At 70.7% G+C, this 15,969-nt stretch carries 16 protein-coding genes; 8 read left to right on the forward strand and 8 right to left on the reverse strand.

Going from position 1 to position 15,969, the window contains the following annotated elements; all coding sequences use genetic code 11:
* Positions 1-70: 70 nt before the first annotated feature.
* From ACH492_RS37490 to ACH492_RS37500, 3 genes are all read right to left on the reverse strand, one after another.
* On the reverse strand, positions 71-1,606 hold the full coding sequence (locus tag ACH492_RS37490; protein ID WP_398993524.1) for an MFS transporter: 1,536 nt from the start codon (positions 1,604-1,606) through the stop codon (positions 71-73).
* A gap of 63 nt (positions 1,607-1,669) precedes the next feature.
* Positions 1,670-2,860, reverse strand: coding sequence for a lipid-transfer protein (locus tag ACH492_RS37495; protein ID WP_398993526.1), 1,191 nt, complete (start codon positions 2,858-2,860; stop codon positions 1,670-1,672).
* A 30-nt stretch (positions 2,861-2,890) separates the two neighbouring features.
* Positions 2,891-5,041, reverse strand: coding sequence for an acyl-CoA dehydrogenase (locus ACH492_RS37500; protein ID WP_398993528.1), 2,151 nt, complete (start codon positions 5,039-5,041; stop codon positions 2,891-2,893).
* Positions 5,042-5,322: 281 nt separating this feature from the next.
* Here ACH492_RS37500 and ACH492_RS37505 point away from each other — a divergent pair, with 281 nt between their 5' ends.
* Positions 5,323-5,727 (forward strand): hypothetical protein, encoded by a 405-nt coding sequence (locus ACH492_RS37505; protein ID WP_398993530.1) that lies wholly within the window; start codon positions 5,323-5,325, stop codon positions 5,725-5,727.
* 64 nt (positions 5,728-5,791) lie between these two features.
* On the opposite strand, the gene ACH492_RS37510 is transcribed toward ACH492_RS37505, so the two are convergent.
* Complete coding sequence (locus ACH492_RS37510) at positions 5,792-6,067, reverse strand: DUF397 domain-containing protein (RefSeq protein WP_398993532.1); 276 nt, start codon at positions 6,065-6,067, stop codon at positions 5,792-5,794.
* The gene (locus ACH492_RS37515; RefSeq protein ID WP_398993646.1) at positions 6,027-6,875 is read right to left on the reverse strand and encodes a Scr1 family TA system antitoxin-like transcriptional regulator; all 849 of its coding nucleotides are present in this window, start codon (positions 6,873-6,875) and stop codon (positions 6,027-6,029) included. The genes ACH492_RS37510 and ACH492_RS37515 overlap by 41 nt, the downstream gene beginning before the upstream one ends.
* An 85-nt stretch (positions 6,876-6,960) precedes the next feature.
* Here ACH492_RS37515 and ACH492_RS37520 point away from each other — a divergent pair, with 85 nt between their 5' ends.
* The 6 genes from ACH492_RS37520 (at position 6,961) to ACH492_RS37545 (ending at position 11,534) form a co-directional block, all read left to right on the forward strand.
* Complete coding sequence (locus ACH492_RS37520; protein ID WP_398993534.1) at positions 6,961-7,380, forward strand: ATP-binding protein; 420 nt, start codon at positions 6,961-6,963, stop codon at positions 7,378-7,380.
* A gap of 44 nt (positions 7,381-7,424) precedes the next feature.
* Positions 7,425-8,075, forward strand: coding sequence for a class I SAM-dependent methyltransferase (locus ACH492_RS37525; protein WP_398993648.1), 651 nt, complete (start codon positions 7,425-7,427; stop codon positions 8,073-8,075).
* Positions 8,076-8,098: 23 nt separating this feature from the next.
* Complete coding sequence (locus tag ACH492_RS37530; RefSeq protein WP_398993536.1) at positions 8,099-9,058, forward strand: N-acetylmuramoyl-L-alanine amidase; 960 nt, start codon at positions 8,099-8,101, stop codon at positions 9,056-9,058.
* A 150-nt stretch (positions 9,059-9,208) separates the two neighbouring features.
* Entirely contained in the window at positions 9,209-10,030 is an 822-nt protein-coding gene (locus tag ACH492_RS37535) for a hypothetical protein (protein WP_398993538.1), read from the forward strand.
* A gap of 112 nt (positions 10,031-10,142) precedes the next feature.
* Positions 10,143-11,153, forward strand: a complete 1,011-nt coding sequence (locus ACH492_RS37540; RefSeq protein WP_398993540.1) for an LLM class F420-dependent oxidoreductase — start codon at positions 10,143-10,145, stop codon at positions 11,151-11,153.
* A gap of 87 nt (positions 11,154-11,240) precedes the next feature.
* A complete protein-coding gene (locus ACH492_RS37545; RefSeq protein ID WP_307663779.1) occupies positions 11,241-11,534 on the forward strand; it encodes a hypothetical protein in 294 nt (97 codons plus the stop codon).
* 171 nt (positions 11,535-11,705) lie between these two features.
* On the opposite strand, the gene ACH492_RS37550 is transcribed toward ACH492_RS37545, so the two are convergent.
* The 3 genes from ACH492_RS37550 to ACH492_RS37560 form a co-directional block, all read right to left on the reverse strand.
* Positions 11,706-12,776, reverse strand: coding sequence for a prenyltransferase (locus ACH492_RS37550; protein ID WP_398993542.1), 1,071 nt, complete (start codon positions 12,774-12,776; stop codon positions 11,706-11,708).
* Positions 12,773-13,507 (reverse strand): class I SAM-dependent methyltransferase, encoded by a 735-nt coding sequence (locus ACH492_RS37555; protein WP_398993544.1) that lies wholly within the window; start codon positions 13,505-13,507, stop codon positions 12,773-12,775. Before ACH492_RS37555 ends, ACH492_RS37550 begins: the two co-directional genes overlap by 4 nt.
* 205 nt (positions 13,508-13,712) lie before the next feature.
* A complete protein-coding gene (locus ACH492_RS37560) occupies positions 13,713-15,089 on the reverse strand; it encodes a glycosyltransferase family 4 protein (RefSeq protein ID WP_398993546.1) in 1,377 nt (458 codons plus the stop codon).
* Positions 15,090-15,288: 199 nt separating this feature from the next.
* On the opposite strand from ACH492_RS37560, the gene ACH492_RS37565 reads away from it, so the two are divergent.
* Positions 15,289-15,936, forward strand: coding sequence for a TetR family transcriptional regulator (locus ACH492_RS37565; RefSeq protein WP_398993548.1), 648 nt, complete (start codon positions 15,289-15,291; stop codon positions 15,934-15,936).
* Positions 15,937-15,969 lie beyond the last annotated feature (33 nt).

A 15,969-nucleotide genomic window follows, 5' to 3' on the forward strand; every position in this document is an offset into this window, starting at 1 on the left:
CCATTCCTTGAGGTTCATGAAGCGATCATATAACACCTACTCAGAGGCTTTAATGCAAACTAGAGTTGACTCAATCCCGAGCAGTTCCCGACCCCGCCGAAGAGTCCTGCACGGACTCCTTCGAAGCAGCAGCGCCAGGCAGCCACAGCAGCATCAGCACCGCCGCCACCAGCAGCAGCCCCGTCCCCGTGCGGAACGCCAGCGCGTATCCGGCCGTGAGCGCCTGGGGGTCGGTGCCGCCCGCCGTGCGGGCCGCCGCGACCGTGGAGAGGGTGGCCAGGCCCAGCGCACCGCCCATCGTGCGGGAGGTGTTGATCAGCCCCGAGACCAGGCCCGCGTCGCCCGGTGCCGCGCCCGAGGTGGCGAGCGAGGCGAGCGGGGTCGTGGCCAGTCCGGCGCCGGCCATCATGAGGATGCCGGGGCCGAGGATCGTGGTGAAGTAGGTGCCCTCCGCGGTCATTGTGGACTGCCAGCCAAAGCCGGTCGCGGCGACGAGGGCGCCGATGGCCGCGACATTCCTGGCGCCGGCCCGCACCATCAGGCGGGGCGCGAGCTTCGAGCCGACGATGACGCTGACCGAGCTGGGGATGAGCGCCAGGCCCGCCTCCAACGGCGTGTAGCCCAGCACGTTCTGCGCGTACACCGTCATGAAGAACCACATGGCGAACGACGCCGAACCGCACACGAACATGGCCACGTTCGCCGCGGACACCGCACGCGAGCGGAACACCTTCAGCGGCATCAGCGGCGCGCCGGTCCGCGCCTCCACGGCCACGAAGAGCGCCAGCACCGCGAGCCCGCCGAGCAGCGGCAGCAGCGTGCCGGGCGCGGTCCAGCCCGACTCCTCGGTCTGCACGATGCCGTACGCGACCGCCGCGAGGCCGCCCGTGACCAGCACCGCGCCCGGCAGGTCGAGCCGGCGGCCTCCCCCACGGCCTTCGGCGTGGGAGGTACCCCCACCGGCCCGGCTCTCGGTGAACCAGATCGCCGCGCCGATCAGGACCAGCGCACCGACCGGCACGTTGATCAGCAGCACCCAGCGCCAGGACAGCAGGTCGGTGAGGACGCCGCCGACGAGTCCGCCGGCCGCGCCGCCCGCCGCGCCCACCGCCGTCCAGGTGCCGATCGCCCGGGTGCGGGCCGGGCCCGGCGGCACGGCCGCCGTCACGATGGTCAGCGTCGCCGGCGCGAGCACCGCCGCGCCCAGGCCCTGCACGGCCCGCGCCGCGACCAGCTGCCACCCCTCCTGGGCGAGCCCGCCCGCGACGGACGCGGCGGTGAACAGCCCGAGCCCGGTGAGGAACATCAGCTTGCGGCCGAAGATGTCCGCGGCCCGCCCGCCGAGCAGCATGAACCCGGCGAAGGCGATGGAGTACGCGTTGAGGACCCACTGCAGCCCCGTGGTGGAGAGCCCGAGATCGGCGCGCATCGAGGGCAGCGCGACATTGACGACGGACACGTCGAGGACGACGAGGAACTGGCCGGCGCATGCGGCGAGGATCACCGCCCAGGTGCGCATTGGGCGAGAGGCGCGGGTGGACATCGCTGTCTGTGCGGCGGACTCTGCGGTGCCTTCGGCGTCCGGGGCGTGAACCATGACCGTCATGGTCTCAGCCGCCGTCCGGCCCGTACATCCGGATATCGATGTACGGGCCACGGCCCCGCGGACCTAGGACCTTCGCAGCAGCGCGACGACCGCCGCCCCGCCGAGCCCGATGTTGTGCGCCAGCCCCACCCGCGCGCCCGCCACCTGCCTCGCGCCCGCCTCCCCCCTCAACTGCCACACCAACTCGGCGGCCTGGGCCAGCCCGGTCGCGCCCAGCGGATGCCCCTTGGAGATCAGGCCGCCCGAGGGGTTGACCACCCACCGGCCGCCGTAGGTCGTCGCCCCGCTCTCCACCAGCTTCCCGGACTCGCCGTCCGCGCACATGCCCAGCGCCTCGTAGGTGAGGAGCTCGTTGACGGAGAAGCAGTCGTGCAGCTCGATGACGTCGACGTCCTCGATGCCGAGCCCCGAGTCCTCGAAGACCTGCCGGCCGGCCGCCCGCGACATCGGCTTGCCAACGGCGTCGATGCAGGAGCCGGAGGCGAAGGACTCCTCGGTGTCGGTGGTCATCGCCTGGGCCGCGATCTCCACGGCCTTGTCGTGCAGCCCGTGCTGGACGACGAACCGCTCGGAGACGACGACCGCGGCGGCCGACCCGTCGGAGGTGGGCGAGCACTGGAGCTTGGTGAGCGGCCGGTGGATCGTCTTCGCGGCGAGGATCTCGTCGACCGAGTAGACGTCCTGGAACTGGGCGTTGGGGTTGTTCGCCGAGTGCCTGTGGTTTTTGGCGCCGACGGCGGCGAGCTGCGCCTCGGTCGTGCCGTACCGCTCCATGTGCTCGCGCGCCGCGTTCCCGAAGATCTGCGCGGTGGGCGGGGACATCTCGAAGCCGTGACCGGCCGCCATCACGCCGTAGTGGCGCGCGACCGGCGAGGTCGCGAAGGCCCCGCCGTCGGAGCCCGCCCCCAGGGCCCCGCGCGTCATCTTCTCGAAGCCGAGCGCCAGTACGCAGTCGCTGATGCCGCCCTCGACGAACTGCCGCGCCATCATCAACGCGGTCGAGCCGGTCGCGCAGTTGTTGCTGACATTGTAGACGGGGACGCCGGTCAGGCCGAGTTCGTACGCCGCCCGCTGGCCTGCCGTCGAGGCCTGGAAGCAGTAGCCGACCGGGACCTGCTGCACCTGCTCGTACGAGATCCCGGCGTCCGTGAGCGCCTGGCCGCCCGCTTCCCTCGCCATGTCCCAGTACTGCCAGTCCCTCGACTCGGGCTTCTCGAACTTCGTCATCCCGACGCCGACGATGTACGCCTTCATGCTGTCCCCTTCAGTCTCGTGCAGTCTCGTTCAGTCCCGCGGGAGGCCGAGGATGCGCTCGGCGACGACATTGAGCTGGACCTGTGTGGTGCCGCCGGCGATGGTGAGGCAGCGCGACATGAGGAAGCCGTGCACGGCCCGCTCCCCCGCCCCTTCGCGCAACGCGCCCTCGGGACCAAGCAGTTCGAGGGCGAGCTCCGCGGTCTTCTGCTGGTGGACGGTCTGGACGAGTTTGCGCACGGAGGCGCCCGCGCCCGGTTCGAGTCCGGACACCTGCTGCATGGTGGTGCGCAGACCGATGCAGGCGAGGGCGTGCGCCTCGGCCGCCAGCGAACCGATGCGCACGCGGTACGCGCCGTCCAGACCGGACGCCCGCGCGAGCAGCCCTTCGAGATCCGTGTCGAAGGTCAACTGATCGGCCATGTGGACGCGTTCATTGCCGAGGGTGTTGCGGGCGACCTTCCAGCCGTCGTCGACCTGCCCGACCACGGCGTCGTGCGGGAGCAGCGCCCCGTCGAAGTACACCTCGTTGAAGAGGGATTCCCCGGTGATCTCCTTGAGCGGCCGGATGTCGATGCCGTCCGTCCGCTTCATGTCGACGACGAAGTAGGTGAGCCCTTTGTGCTTGGGTGCGCCGGGGTCGGTGCGGGCGAGCAGGATCCCGTAGTCGGCCTGGAGCGCGGCGCTCGTCCACACCTTCTGGCCGGTGATCCGCCAGCCGTCCTCGGTCCGCTCGGCCTTCGTGCTCAGGCTCGCCAGGTCCGATCCGGCGCCGGGTTCGGAGAAGAGCTGGCACCACAGCACCTCGCCGCGCAGGGTCGGCCGCAGGAAGCGTTCCTGCTGGGCCGGGGTCCCGTACGCGATGAGCGAAGGCACCACCCAGGTCGCGATCCCGAGGTCGCTCACCTTCACCCCGGCGGCCATTAACTCCTCTTGTACGACGAGCTGTTGGACCGCTCCGGCGTCCAGGCCGTACGGCTTCGGGAGGTGCGGGGCGGCGTACCCGGTGGGGGCGAGGGCACGGCGGGCGGCGGCCGGGTCGAGGCCCCGGACCCCCTCGACAGCCGCGCGGGCCGGCGTCCGGTACCTCTCCGCCTCCGCCGGCAGCTCCAGCCGCAGCTCGCGCCGTGCCCCGCCCGCCGCGAGCCGGACCGCCCGCAGCCGGTGGCTGTCGCCGGACCCCAGCAGCTGGCGCCCGACCAGGGCCCGGCGCAGATACAGATGCGCGTCGTGCTCCCAGGTGAAGCCGATCCCTCCGAGCACCTGGATGCAGTCCTTGGCGCAGCTGTACGCGGCGTCCAGCGCGGTTCCCGCGGCGAGCGACGCCACCAGGCCGCGTACGCCGGGGCCGGCGTCGATCGCGCGTGCCGCGTCCCACGCCAGCGCCCGCGCCTGCTCGACGCGCACCAGCATGTCGGCGCACAGATGCTTGACCGCCTGGAACTGCCCGATGGGCCGCCCGAACTGTTCGCGCACCTTCGCGTACTCGGTGGCGATCTCCAGGGCTTTGGCGGCTGCCCCGCACGCCTCCGCCGCGAAGAGCACCCGCGCCAGGTCCCGTACGAGAGCGGTGTCGATGTCCAGCACACGGTCCCGTGGCACGGTCACGCCGTGCGCGGTGACCTCGGCGGTGGGCCGGGTCGGGTCGGCGCTCTCGTGCACGCGGACGGTGAGCGCATCCGCGTCGACCGCGAGCCAACCCGTCGGGGTTTCGAGTACGAGCAGATCGGCGTGCCCGCCACCGAGGACGGGCGGGGCGGTGCCGTCGAGCCTGTAGCCGTCCTGAGTCCGGGTGGCGGTGAGCGTCCCGGGACCGAGCGCGAGGGCCGCGATGCGCTCCCCTCCCGCGAGCGCGGCCGCCAGATCGGCCCGGCCCGCGCGGGCCAGCACGGCGGATGCGAGCACGCTGCTCAGATACGGCCCCGGCAGTGCGGCCCGGCCGGTCTCCTCCAGGACGACGACGAGGTCGAGGATCGTCCCACCCCCGCCGCCGTGCTGCTCGGCCAGATGCACCCCGAGCAGCCCCTGCTCGGCCGCACCGTCCCAGTACCCGGGTCGCCCGACCCCACCGCCGGGCGCGCCGAGCAGCTTGCGCACTTCCGCGGGCGGCACGGCGCGGGCCAGCCAGCCGCGGACGGACCGGGCCAACTCCCGCTGCTCCTGCATGATTCCGATGCCCATGGACGGCAGACTAGAACACGTTTCAATCTGACGATAGGTCAGATTGATGGTTCTTGGGGTGGGCCCGCGCCGGATCGCCGCCGTGGAGGCCACTGCCTGACGTTCGGCGCGGGCGACTGCGCGTCGACGCCAAGGGCGACCACGGCCGGAAGAGCCCTCCCCTCACCCATTCAGACCCATGCAATGGCATATCGGTCATACATCCCCCTAGCGTTACAAACCAGGTGATCGATCCGCTACAGATTGCGGATCGGGTATGACCCCTGACAGGAGGTCTGGAGTTGAAGCGCTCCATAGTTATCGCTCTGGCGAGCGTCCCGATGATGCTCGCGACCGGCATGGCATCCACGGCCTACGCGGCCGACGATCCGGATACGGACGGATCCGACAAGAACGGCAAGGTGGTCGCGAAGACCTACGTCGGCGACCCCATGACCCTGGTTCCAAACCAGAATGTGACCGCATGGGTCCAGTGCCCGACCGACGCGACCGCGGTTGGCGGCGGCGGCTTCACCAACTTCACCGATGCTGCCACTGCCTACCTCACGGACTCGTACCCCATCGACGCCAACGGCGACCCCGCCGCCAGCGGGACCAGCGCGACCGGCTGGGCAGTCTCGGCGACACACGCTGAAAACAACTCCAGCCTGACGGCATATGTGGTCTGCCTGGAGAAGAAGAAGTGATTTAGGACTGCGGAGGGCGTGCACAGCGCGCCCTCCGCAGAGTCCAACGCCGGATAGGGGCCCCTCAGAGGCCGCCCTCGGCGGCGGCCGTGACGAAGGCCGCGAAGGCGGCGGGGGTGACGGCGAAGGCGGGGCCGTCGGGGTTCTTGGAGTCGCGGACGGCGATACGGCAGGGGTGGGCGGCGACCTCGATGCAGTCGCCGCCGGTGTCGCCGCTGTACGACGACTTACGCCAGGCGGTCGCGCCGAGCGGGGCGCACTCGATGCACTCGCCGCCGGTGTTTCCGCTGTAACTGGACTTACGCCACCGCGCGCCCGTCAGGTCCTGGCTGGTGCCCATAACGTTCCTCCATTACGCGGGTGATCAGTGCCGCCGAATCCTCTACGGAGAGGGCAGCGGCCTGCACGTGAGCGTAACGAAGTGCGGCTTCCTTGACGGTGTCGGGGTTGGCGGTCATGTGCCCCGAGATGAGGTCCTCCGAGTAAACGAGGTCCGGGTCGTCGCTGAACCGCATGGTGGTGAACGAACCGATCAGGCTTGCGTGTTCGCCGGCCGCGAAGGGCAGCACCTGGATCCTCACCCAGCGTTTCTCGCGGAAACTCAACAAGTGGGCGAGTTGGTTCCGCATGACCTCCGGGCCGCCGATCGGCCGATACAGTGCTGCCTCATCCAGTACCACCCAGACCATGGGTGGATGCTCCCGGCCCAGGATCCGATGGCGCTCCATCCGAGCCGCCACCAACTCGTCCAGGTTTTCTGGCAGCCCCGTCGCCAGCACTGCCCGCGCGTAATCCTTCGTCTGCAGCAAGCCGTACACCAACTGCGCCTGGTACGTGGAGATGTACGCCGCCCGCGCCTCCATCTCCGCATACGCCTGGAACCAGCTCGGCAATTGGCTCCGCAGCACCAGCCCCACCAGCCGCGAGAACACCCCGCCCGTCCCCAGCGCCGCATCCACCCGTTCCGAGAAGTCCCTCGTCGGCACCTTCCTCGCCGTCTCGATCTGGCCGATCAGCGACGCCGTACAGAAGACACAGCCGCCGAGCTCGCCCTGCTTCAGCCCGGCGTCCTCTCTCAGGCGGCGCAGTTCGGAGCCGTAGTAGTCCAGCGGCGATGCGCTGGGATCGAGGTCGCGGATATTGACCACGCTCGCGGTCACCCCCAAGCTCACGCCTCGCGGCGTTCGTTTCCGTTCGTAGCCGAGCGTAACCACACCACCGCACGCTGGTGACATGAATCACGTAACTGACTGCTCACCAGCGGCAATTAGCGACAGCTACCGCACAGGCTTCACCCTCGGTGAGCACTCGGCCCGGCATCTGCGGCGCATCCTGCGGATGTTCCTGACCCGTTGGGACATGGCCGCGCTGACCGACGACGCCGAGCTGGCCCTGACCGAGCTGGTCGCCAATGTCGTACGGCATGTGCCCGGCAGGCGCTGCACGTTGCTCATCCTGCGACGGCCGGACGGACTGCGCGTCGAGGTCTCCGACGAGCACCCGCACTGTCCCCGCCCGGTGCGCCCCGAGTACAGAGGCGACGAGCTCGACGAGGGCGGGCGGGGGCTGCTCCTTGTCGAGGCCGTGACCGACCGCTGGGGCACGCTGCCACTCCCAGGAGCCAAGACGATGTGGTTCGAGTGCGACGCGTGAGGCACGATGGGCGGCCGGACACCCCGTACGACCCGGAGGAACCCATGGCCGCCGTCCCCAAGCCGGAGACCCTCGCCGCCTTCGAGGCCGCGAAGGGCTTCATGCCCGTACGGGAAGGGCTCGCCCTGTACGCGGCAGCGGCGGAGGCGGGCGCGCTCGGGCTGCCGCTGCTCGAGGTCGGCACGTACTGCGGGCGCTCCACCATCCTGCTCGCCGACGCCGCCCGCGAGGCGGGCACGACGGCCGTCACGGTCGACCACCACCGGGGCAGCGAGGAGCAGCAGCCGGGCTGGGACTACCACGACCCGGAGACCGTGGACCCCGAGATCGGCCGCATGGACACGCTACCCACCTTCCGCCGGACCCTGCACAAGGCCGGTCTGGAGGAGCACGTCATCGCGGTTGTCGGCCGCTCCCCGCAGGTGGCGCGGGTCTGGGGCACACCGCTCGGCCTGGTCTTCATAGACGGCGGCCACACCGACGAGCACGCGGGCGGGGACTACGAGGGCTGGGCGCCGCACGTCGCCGACGGCGGCCTGCTGGTGATCCACGACGTCTTCCCCGACCCGGTCGACGAGTGGACCGGCCAGGCCCCGTACCGCGTCTGTCTCCGGGCACTCGCGTCCGGCGCGTTCACCGAGGTCTCGGCGACCGACTCGCTGCGCGTCCTGCGGCGTACAGGGCCGGGGATCTGAGCCGTCCCGCTAGCATCGCGAGGGTGTCGTACGACGAGAACCAGCCCTCCACCCGTCCGCGCCGCATCGGCCGCGGCAATCTGACCATCGCGATCGCCGCGCTGGTGCCGACCGCCCTGGCGGGGTGGCTGGTCTGGAAGGCGATGAGCGGCCCGGAGGACAACGAGCCTCCGAAGGTGCTGCCGACGCCGAGTCGGCAGACCACCGCGGGCAAGCCGGGACCTGCCCCATCGCCTTCGCCGCCCGCCTCCTCCCCCGCCGCCTCGTCCGCTCCCTCACCCTCGCCCTCCTCGAAGGGGAACGCGTCGGGGCCGCTGACCGGCAAGGTCGTGGTCGTCGACCCGGGGCACAATCCCGGAAACTTCCGGCACACGAGCGAAATCAATAAACTCGTGGATATCGGAACCAATCGCAAGGAATGCGACACGACGGGCACGGCCACCAACGACGGCTACACCGAAGCCGAATTCACCTTCGATGTTTCACAACGTCTTCGCACACTGCTCGAGAAGCAGGGCGCGACGGTCAAATTCACCCACACCAACGACCGTCCGTTCGGTCCTTGCGTGGACGAACGGGCGCGCATCGGCAACAAGGCCGGGGCCGACGCCGTCGTCTCCGTCCACGCGGACGGCTCGGGCGTCGGCAACCGCGGCTTCCACGTCATCCTTCCCGCCCTGGTCAGGGGCGGTGCGGCAGACACCGCGAAAATCGTCGCCCCATCCCGCGACCTCGGCGAGCGGATCGCCGGAAAGTTCGTACGCGCAACGGGCAGCGCCCCCTCCAACTACGTCGGCGGCGGCACCGGGTTGGACGTACGCGAGGATCTCGGCGGCCTGAATCTGTCCACCGTGCCCAAGGTGTTCATCGAATGCGGCAATATGCGTGACCCGAAAGACGCCGCCCTGCTGAAGAGTTCGAGCTGGCGGCAGAAAGCGGCGCAGGGAATCGCGGACGGGATCGGCAGTTACCTCCAGAGGTAACAGTGCGATACCCGGCAGACGGGCGCATCGGGCAGACGATAGATTCACCTCTACGATGGGGAGTCACCCCCGAGCTCCGCGCCGTGCACACCGCCACACCGGCGGCAGCGACGACCGCCCCGATGAGACGACCGACGAAGGACTTTTTACGTGAACATCCGCTCCCTCACTCGAGGCGATGGCGTGGTGATCGGAGCAGCGGTGTTGCTGTTCATCGCCTCGTTCCTCGACACGTTCGACTGCTCCGGCAGCAACTGCGACGACGTGCCGACCGCCTGGGACAACGGTTCCCTGCTGCTGGGTGTCTACCTGGCCGGCATCATCGGTGCGGCGCTGATCGTCATCTCCCGCGCGCTGCCGCAGCCGCCCAAGGTCATCGGGCTCGACCTCGGCCAGCTCGGCGTCGCCCTGACGGTCTTCACCGCGTGGAGCGCGCTCGGCGCGATCTTCGACCCGGCGGGCTCCCTTGACGTCGGCGGCAACGTCGACGCCGGCACCGGCCTGATCCTCGGCTTCATCGCGGCGCTCGTCCTCGCGGCCGGCGCCGTCTGCTCCCTGATCGTGCCCGCCTTCAAGGCCCCGCTCGTCGGCGCCCCGAAGCCGGCCGCGAACCCGTACGGCGCGCAGCCCGGCGCCCCCGGCGGCTACGGCTACCCGGGCGCCCAGCAGCAGCCCTACGGCGCGCAGCCGGGTCAGCCCCAGCCGTACGGCGCCCAGCCGCAGCCGGGTCAGCAGCAGGCCCCGGCCGCGCCGCAGCAGGCCGGCGGCGCCGCCGACTTCACGCCGTTCTGGTTCGCGGTTCCGGTGGCCCGTCCGCTGTACGGCGAGGACGGTTCGCCGACCCCGATCGCCGAACTCGCGCCGGGCACCTGGTACCTCGCGGTCGAGCAGCGCGGTCCGGGCCTCATCGCCCAGACGCAGGACGGCCGCCGTGGCGTCCTGCAGGACGCCTCGGGTATCCAGCGCGGCTGACGCAAGCGGCTGACGCACACGGCCGTTCAGCGGCCCCCCGCCCTTCCGGGCGGGGGGCCGCTGCCGTACCCTGACGCTCCGTCAGAAACATACGGCTGGAGGGGACCCAGGTATGCGACTCGGCCTTGCTCTCGGCTACTGGGGCCGCGGCCCCGACCCCGGCCATCTGGAGCTCGCCCGGGAGGCCGAGCGGCTCGGCTACGACTCGGTGTGGACCGCCGAGGCCTGGGGCTCCGACGCCTTCACCCCCCTCACCTGGATCGCGGCGCACACCTCCCGTATCCGGCTCGGCACAGCGGTGGCCCAGATGGCCGCCCGCACGCCCACCGCCACCGCGATGCACGCGCTCACCCTGGACCATCTCTCCGGCGGCCGGATGATGCTCGGGCTCGGCCTGTCGGGGCCGCAGGTGGTGGAGGGCTGGTACGGCCGCCCCTTCCCGAAGAGCCCGCTGACGGCGACCCGCGAGTACGTCGACGTGATCCGCCAAGTCCTCAGGCGCGAGGCCCCTGTTGAGCTGGCGGGCCGCTTCCACTCCCATCCGTACACCGGTGAGGACGGCAGCGGTCTCGGCAAACCGCTCAAGCCCATCACGCATCCGCTGCGTGCCTCATTGCCCGTCCTGCTGGGCGCCGAGGGGCCGAAGAACATCTCCCAGACGACGCGCATCGCCGACGGCTGGCTCCCGTTGTACTGGTCGCCACTGCGCACGGACGTGTACGAGGCCTCCCTCACCGAGCTGCCCGACGGCTTCCTGATCGCGCCGATGGCCCGCGCCAAGGTCTGCGACGACGTCGCCGAGGGGCTGCTCCCGGTCAAGGCGATGCTCGGCTTCTACATCGGCGGCATGGGCCACGCGGCCCGTAACTTCCACGCCGACCTGATGGCGCGCATGGGGTACGCGTCCGAGGCCGGGCGCATCCAGCAACTGTTCGCCGACGGCCGCCGCGAGGAGGCCGTCCTCGCCGTCCCCGACGCCTTCGCCGACGAGATCTCACTCGTCGGACCGCGGCAGCGGATCGCCGAACGCCTGGAGCTGTGGCGCAAGGGCCCGGTCACCGACCTGCTGGTGACCGCCCCGGACCCGCACACCCTCCGGGTCCTGGCCGAGCTCAACTCGTAGACCCAAAAGACCCAAAAGGCCCGGAGACCCGGCTCTCGGGCGGGGCCGAATGGGTTTCACACGCTCACAAGCGGCAACCCGGAGAGTATGAGCCTCAGCCAACGCAAGGGAACGAATCAGGCCGCGACGGTCGTCACGATCGTTGCCGATGTCATGGCCGTCATCATCGGCCTCTGGATCCTGATGTATCTGCTGGACGCCAACCGCGCCAACGACCTGGTGGGCTTCGTCCAGGATGCCGCCCGCTGGCTCGCCGGCTGGTCCTACGACCTGTTCACCTTCGACGAAGCATGGGCACGAGTCGTCGCGGGCTACGGCCTCGCCGCCGTGGTGTACCTCTTCGTCGGCCACGCGGTGGCAGGCCGCCTGCGCCGCCACTGACAGCCCCCGAGGGCTCCGCCCCCGGACCCCCGCGCCTCAATCGCCGGCGGGGCTCAAATGGAGCCCGTCCGGCGATTGAGGACAACGCCCGAAGGGCGTACGGGGGTCCGGGGGCTTGCCCCCGGTTACGGGAAGGGGCGGGGTGGGGAACAGGCCCGCCGCAGGCGCCCCCTAGCAGCACTCCGGCGCGAGCCCCCGCGGCAGCCGCTCCCCGCCGAAGACCGCGGTGGTCGCCTCGTCCCCCCCGAGCGCGGCCACCGCCAGCAGCAGCGATCCCGCCGTCCAGGTGGTGAGCTCCTCCGGCCAGAAGGCCCGGTTGCCCTCGAAGACGTACCCCGTCCAGTACAGGCCGCCGTCGGCCCGCAGATGCTGGACGGACTGGAGGATCTCCAGCGCCCGGTCGGACTCGCCCATCACCCACAGGGCCAGGGCCAGTTCGCAGCTCTCACCGCCGGTCACCCAGGGGTTGGGCAGCACGCACCGCACCCCGAGGCCGGGGACCACGAAATCGTCCCAGCTCTGCTCGATACGCGACTTGGCCTCCACGCCCGTCAGCGCGCCGCCGAGGATCGGGTAGTACCAGTCCATGGAGTAGCGGCTCTTGTCGAGGAAGCGCTCGGGGTGCCTGCATATGGCGTGCGCGAGCGCGCCCGCCGCCAACTCCCAGTCGGGCTGCGGCTCTTCGCGCTCCTCGGCGATCGCCAGCGCGCAGCGCAGCGCCTGGTGCACCGACGAACTGCCGGTCAGCAGCGCGTCGTTGACCGCGGTGCCGTCCGCCTCCCGTTTCCAGCCGATCTGGCCGCCGGGCTGCTGCAGCTCCAGTACGAACTCGATCGCGGCGAACACGGTCGGCCACATCCGGTCGAGGAACATCTCGTCGCCGGTGGCGAGGTAGTGGTGCCAGACGCCGACGGCGATGTACGCGCAGAAGTTCGTCTCACGGCCGCGGTCGGTGGGGCGGTCCGCGTCGCCGTCGTGATAGGCGGCGTACCAGGACCCGTCCTGGTTCTGGTGCCGCGCCAGCCACTCGTACGCACGGGCCGCGGCGTCGTGCTCGCCCGCCGCGTCCAGTGCCATCGCGGCCTCGGTGTGGTCCCACGGGTCGAGGTGATGCCCGCGGAACCACGGAATCGCGCCGTCCTCGCGCTGCGCGGCGAGCACCCCCGCGACCGTCTCGGCGGCTTCCTCCGCGGTGAGCACCCCGGGCAGGACGAGGTGCTCCGTACGGCCCGGAGAGGTCACTTGGCGGCCGCCGCAGGCAGGTGCGGCTTGGTCGCGTATGCCACGAAACTCTTGCCGATCAGCGGGTTGAGCGCCTGCTCGGCGAGGCGGGTGGCCAGTGGCTTCTTCATGATGTCCCAGACCAGCAGCTGGTGGTACGCCTTGACCGGCAGGGCCTTGTCGTTGTCCACGCCGAAGGCGCACTTGAGCCACCAGTAGGGCGAGTGCAGCGCGTGCGCGTGGTGCGTGCCGTACGGCTTGAGCCCGGCCTCCCGCATCTTGCCGAGCAGCTCGTCGGCCTTGTAAATGCGGATGTGGCCGCCTTCGACCTCGTGGTACGCGTCGCTGAGCGCCCAGCAGATCTTCTCGGGGCCGTAGCGGGGGACGGTGACGGCGATACGCCCGCCGGGCTTGAGGACCCTCACCATCTCGGCGAGCACGCCCTTGTCGTCCGGGATGTGCTCCATCACCTCGGAGATGATCACGACGTCGAACGACTCGTCGGGGAAGGGAAGGTTGAGTGCGTCGCCCTCCATGGCGGCGGCGGTGGCGCCCTCGGGAGCCTCCCCGGCGTCCTTCATCGCGGCGAACCACTTGGCGACCTCGCGGATCTCCTCGCCGTTCTGGTCGAGCGCCACGACCTGCGCACCGCGCCGGTAACACTCGAACGCGTGCCGCCCGGCGCCGCACCCGAGGTCGAGCACGCGGTCGCCTGCGGCAAGCGGAAAGCGGGAGAAGTCGACGGTCAGCACGAGGTCGGCCTGCCTTCGAGGTCGGAGGAACCAGTTCCTGTGGCCGCGGAGCGGCGAGCACCCTGGACGGACCGTGCCCAGGAAGTACGTTGGGCCGCGGAGCGGCCGGGATTCGGGCCCGCGGAGCGGACAGAGGCCTGCGGCTGCCGCGTCACCGTGGCGCCCCCGCGGCCCGCGGCACCGCGAACGGCCTGGGCGTGCTTCGTCACCGGGCAACTCCTGTGGCCGCGGAGCGGGCGGGAGACGGGGCCGCGGAGCGGACCGAAGGCCGCCGGGACGCGATCGCCTCGCGGTAGTGCTCCGCCGTGCCGATCGCCGCCTGGCGCCAGGTGAACCGGGCGAGCACCCGCTCCCGGCCCGCCGCCCCAAGCCGCACACGCAGCCCGGAATGGCCCAGCAACCGGCCCAGCGCCGCCGCCAGCGCCCCCGCATCACCCGGCGGCACCGCCAGGCACGTCTCCCCGTCCGGCCCGGCCACCTCCGGAATCGCACCCCCGGTCGTGGCGACGAGCGGCGTCCCCGTCGCCATCGCCTCCGCCGCCGGCAGCGAGAAACCCTCGTACAGCGACGGCACACACGCGATCTGCGCGCTCCGTACGAGGTCGACCAGTTCCGCGTCCGTGATCCCCTTGACGAACTCGACCGCGTCCTCGAGCCCGTACCGCTCGATGAGCTGCGCGACCGGCCCGTCCTCCGCGCGCTTGCCGACGACGACGAGATGCGCGGCGGGGTTCTCCGTACGGAGCTTCGCCAGCGCCTCGACCAGGTGCACGAGGCCCTTCAGCGGAACGTCCGCGCTGGACGTGGTGACGATCCGGCCGGGAACCTCCGCGACCGCCGGGTTCGGCGACCACAGGTCCGTGTCGGCCCCGATGTGCACGACGTGGACGCGATCGCTCCGCACCCCGAGGTGGTCCACGATCTCCTGCTGCGAGGAGCCGGAGACGGTCAGCACGGACGGCAGCCGCCGGGCCACACGCTTCTGCATCCGGGTAAAGCCGTACCAGCGCCGCACCGACGCCCGCCGCCGCCAGCCGTCCGCGGCGTCCAGCTCCAACTGACGGTCGACCGTGATCGGGTGGTGGATGGTGGTGACCAGCGGCGCACCGAGGTCGGCCAGCAGCCCGTACCCGAGCGTCTGGTTGTCGTGGATGACGTCGAACTGCCCTCGCCGCGCTGCCAGATGACGCCGGGCGCGCAGCGAGAAGGTCAGCGGTTCGGGGAAGCCACCGGTCCACATCGTCGCGACCTCGACCGCGTCGATCCAGTCGCGGTACTCACCGCGCTTCGGCGTACGGAACGGGTCCGGGCTCCGGTAAAGATCCAGGCTGCCCAGCTCGGTGAGGGGCACGCCTTCGTCCAGTACGGGATAGGGCTGCGCGCCGATCACCTCGACGCTGTGGCCGAGCCGGGCGAGCTCGCGCGAAAGGTGCCGCACATAGACGCCCTGGCCGCCGCAGAAGGGGTTGCCCTTGTAGGTGAGGAGCGCGATTCGCAGCGGATCGTCACCGCCGGACGGGTGCCCGGACGACCCCCCGGACAGGCCCGAACGAGGGCCGGCCTCTATGGCCTCAGCGGTCACTCACGGCCCCCTTCTCACTGGTTTTCGCCGGAGCGTAACCGCTCACGCTAATCTAGAACAAGTTACAGACTTGATCGTTCAAGGAGCTTCGAATCTACCGGCAGGTAGCGCGGCTGTGAGGGCCCGGATCAGGTGATTCGCGCCACGACGGGCACGCTGCCATGCTGTGCGATCCGGACTCGCACATGGAACGGGACATATGAGAGCGGAAGCCAAGTCTGCGGGGGCCGCGTCGCCGCCCCTGACAGAACGCCAGGAGGCGCGTCGGCGCCGCATCCTGCACGCCAGTGCGCAGCTGGCCAGCCGGGGCGGCTTCGACGCCGTACAGATGCGCGAGGTCGCCGAGTCCTCGTCCGTCGCGCTCGGCACGCTCTACCGATACTTCCCCTCCAAGATCCATCTGCTGGTCGCCACCATGCAGGACCAGCTCCAGCACATGCACACGACGCTGCGCAAGCGGCCCCCGGCCGGGGACACCGCGGCGGAACGGGTCGCCGAGACGCTGATGCGGGCGTTCCGCGCGCTCCAGCGGGAGCCGCATCTCGCGGACGCGATGGTGCGGGCACTGACCTTCGCGGACCGCAGCGTGAGCCCCGAGGTGGACACGGTGTCCCGGCAGACGACGGCGATCATCCTGGACGCGATGGGTCTGGAGAACCCGACGCCGGAGCAGCTCTCCGCGGTCCGCGTGATCGAGCACACCTGGCACTCGGCGCTGATCACCTGGCTCTCGGGCCGGGCGTCGATCGCCCAGGTGAAGATCGACATCGAGACGGTGTGCCGCCTGATCGACCTGACTGAGACTCCGCCCGGCCGGGCCGGAAAATCGAGCCCGTCCGGCGTTTGAGGAGCGGGGTTCGGGGCGGGCAGGAAAACAACC

This window comes from Streptomyces sp. NPDC019443 (assembly GCF_044389785.1).
Taxonomy (GTDB): domain Bacteria; phylum Actinomycetota; class Actinomycetes; order Streptomycetales; family Streptomycetaceae; genus Streptomyces.

What these genes read in the sequence shown, in the direction of transcription:
- ACH492_RS37490 (WP_398993524.1), bottom strand. Translation starts at nt 1,606, where the DNA reads ATGACGGTCATGGTTCACGCCCCGGACGCCGAAGGCACCGCAGAGTCC.
- ACH492_RS37495 (WP_398993526.1), bottom strand. Translation starts at nt 2,860, where the DNA reads ATGAAGGCGTACATCGTCGGCGTCGGGATGACGAAGTTCGAGAAGCCC.
- ACH492_RS37500 (WP_398993528.1), bottom strand. Translation starts at nt 5,041, where the DNA reads ATGGGCATCGGAATCATGCAGGAGCAGCGGGAGTTGGCCCGGTCCGTC.
- ACH492_RS37510 (WP_398993532.1), bottom strand. Translation starts at nt 6,067, where the DNA reads ATGGGCACCAGCCAGGACCTGACGGGCGCGCGGTGGCGTAAGTCCAGT.
- ACH492_RS37520 (WP_398993534.1), top strand. Translation starts at nt 6,961, where the DNA reads ATGAATCACGTAACTGACTGCTCACCAGCGGCAATTAGCGACAGCTAC.
- ACH492_RS37525 (WP_398993648.1), top strand. Translation starts at nt 7,425, where the DNA reads ATGGCCGCCGTCCCCAAGCCGGAGACCCTCGCCGCCTTCGAGGCCGCG.
- ACH492_RS37540 (WP_398993540.1), top strand. Translation starts at nt 10,143, where the DNA reads ATGCGACTCGGCCTTGCTCTCGGCTACTGGGGCCGCGGCCCCGACCCC.
- ACH492_RS37545 (WP_307663779.1), top strand. Translation starts at nt 11,241, where the DNA reads ATGAGCCTCAGCCAACGCAAGGGAACGAATCAGGCCGCGACGGTCGTC.
- ACH492_RS37565 (WP_398993548.1), top strand. Translation starts at nt 15,289, where the DNA reads ATGAGAGCGGAAGCCAAGTCTGCGGGGGCCGCGTCGCCGCCCCTGACA.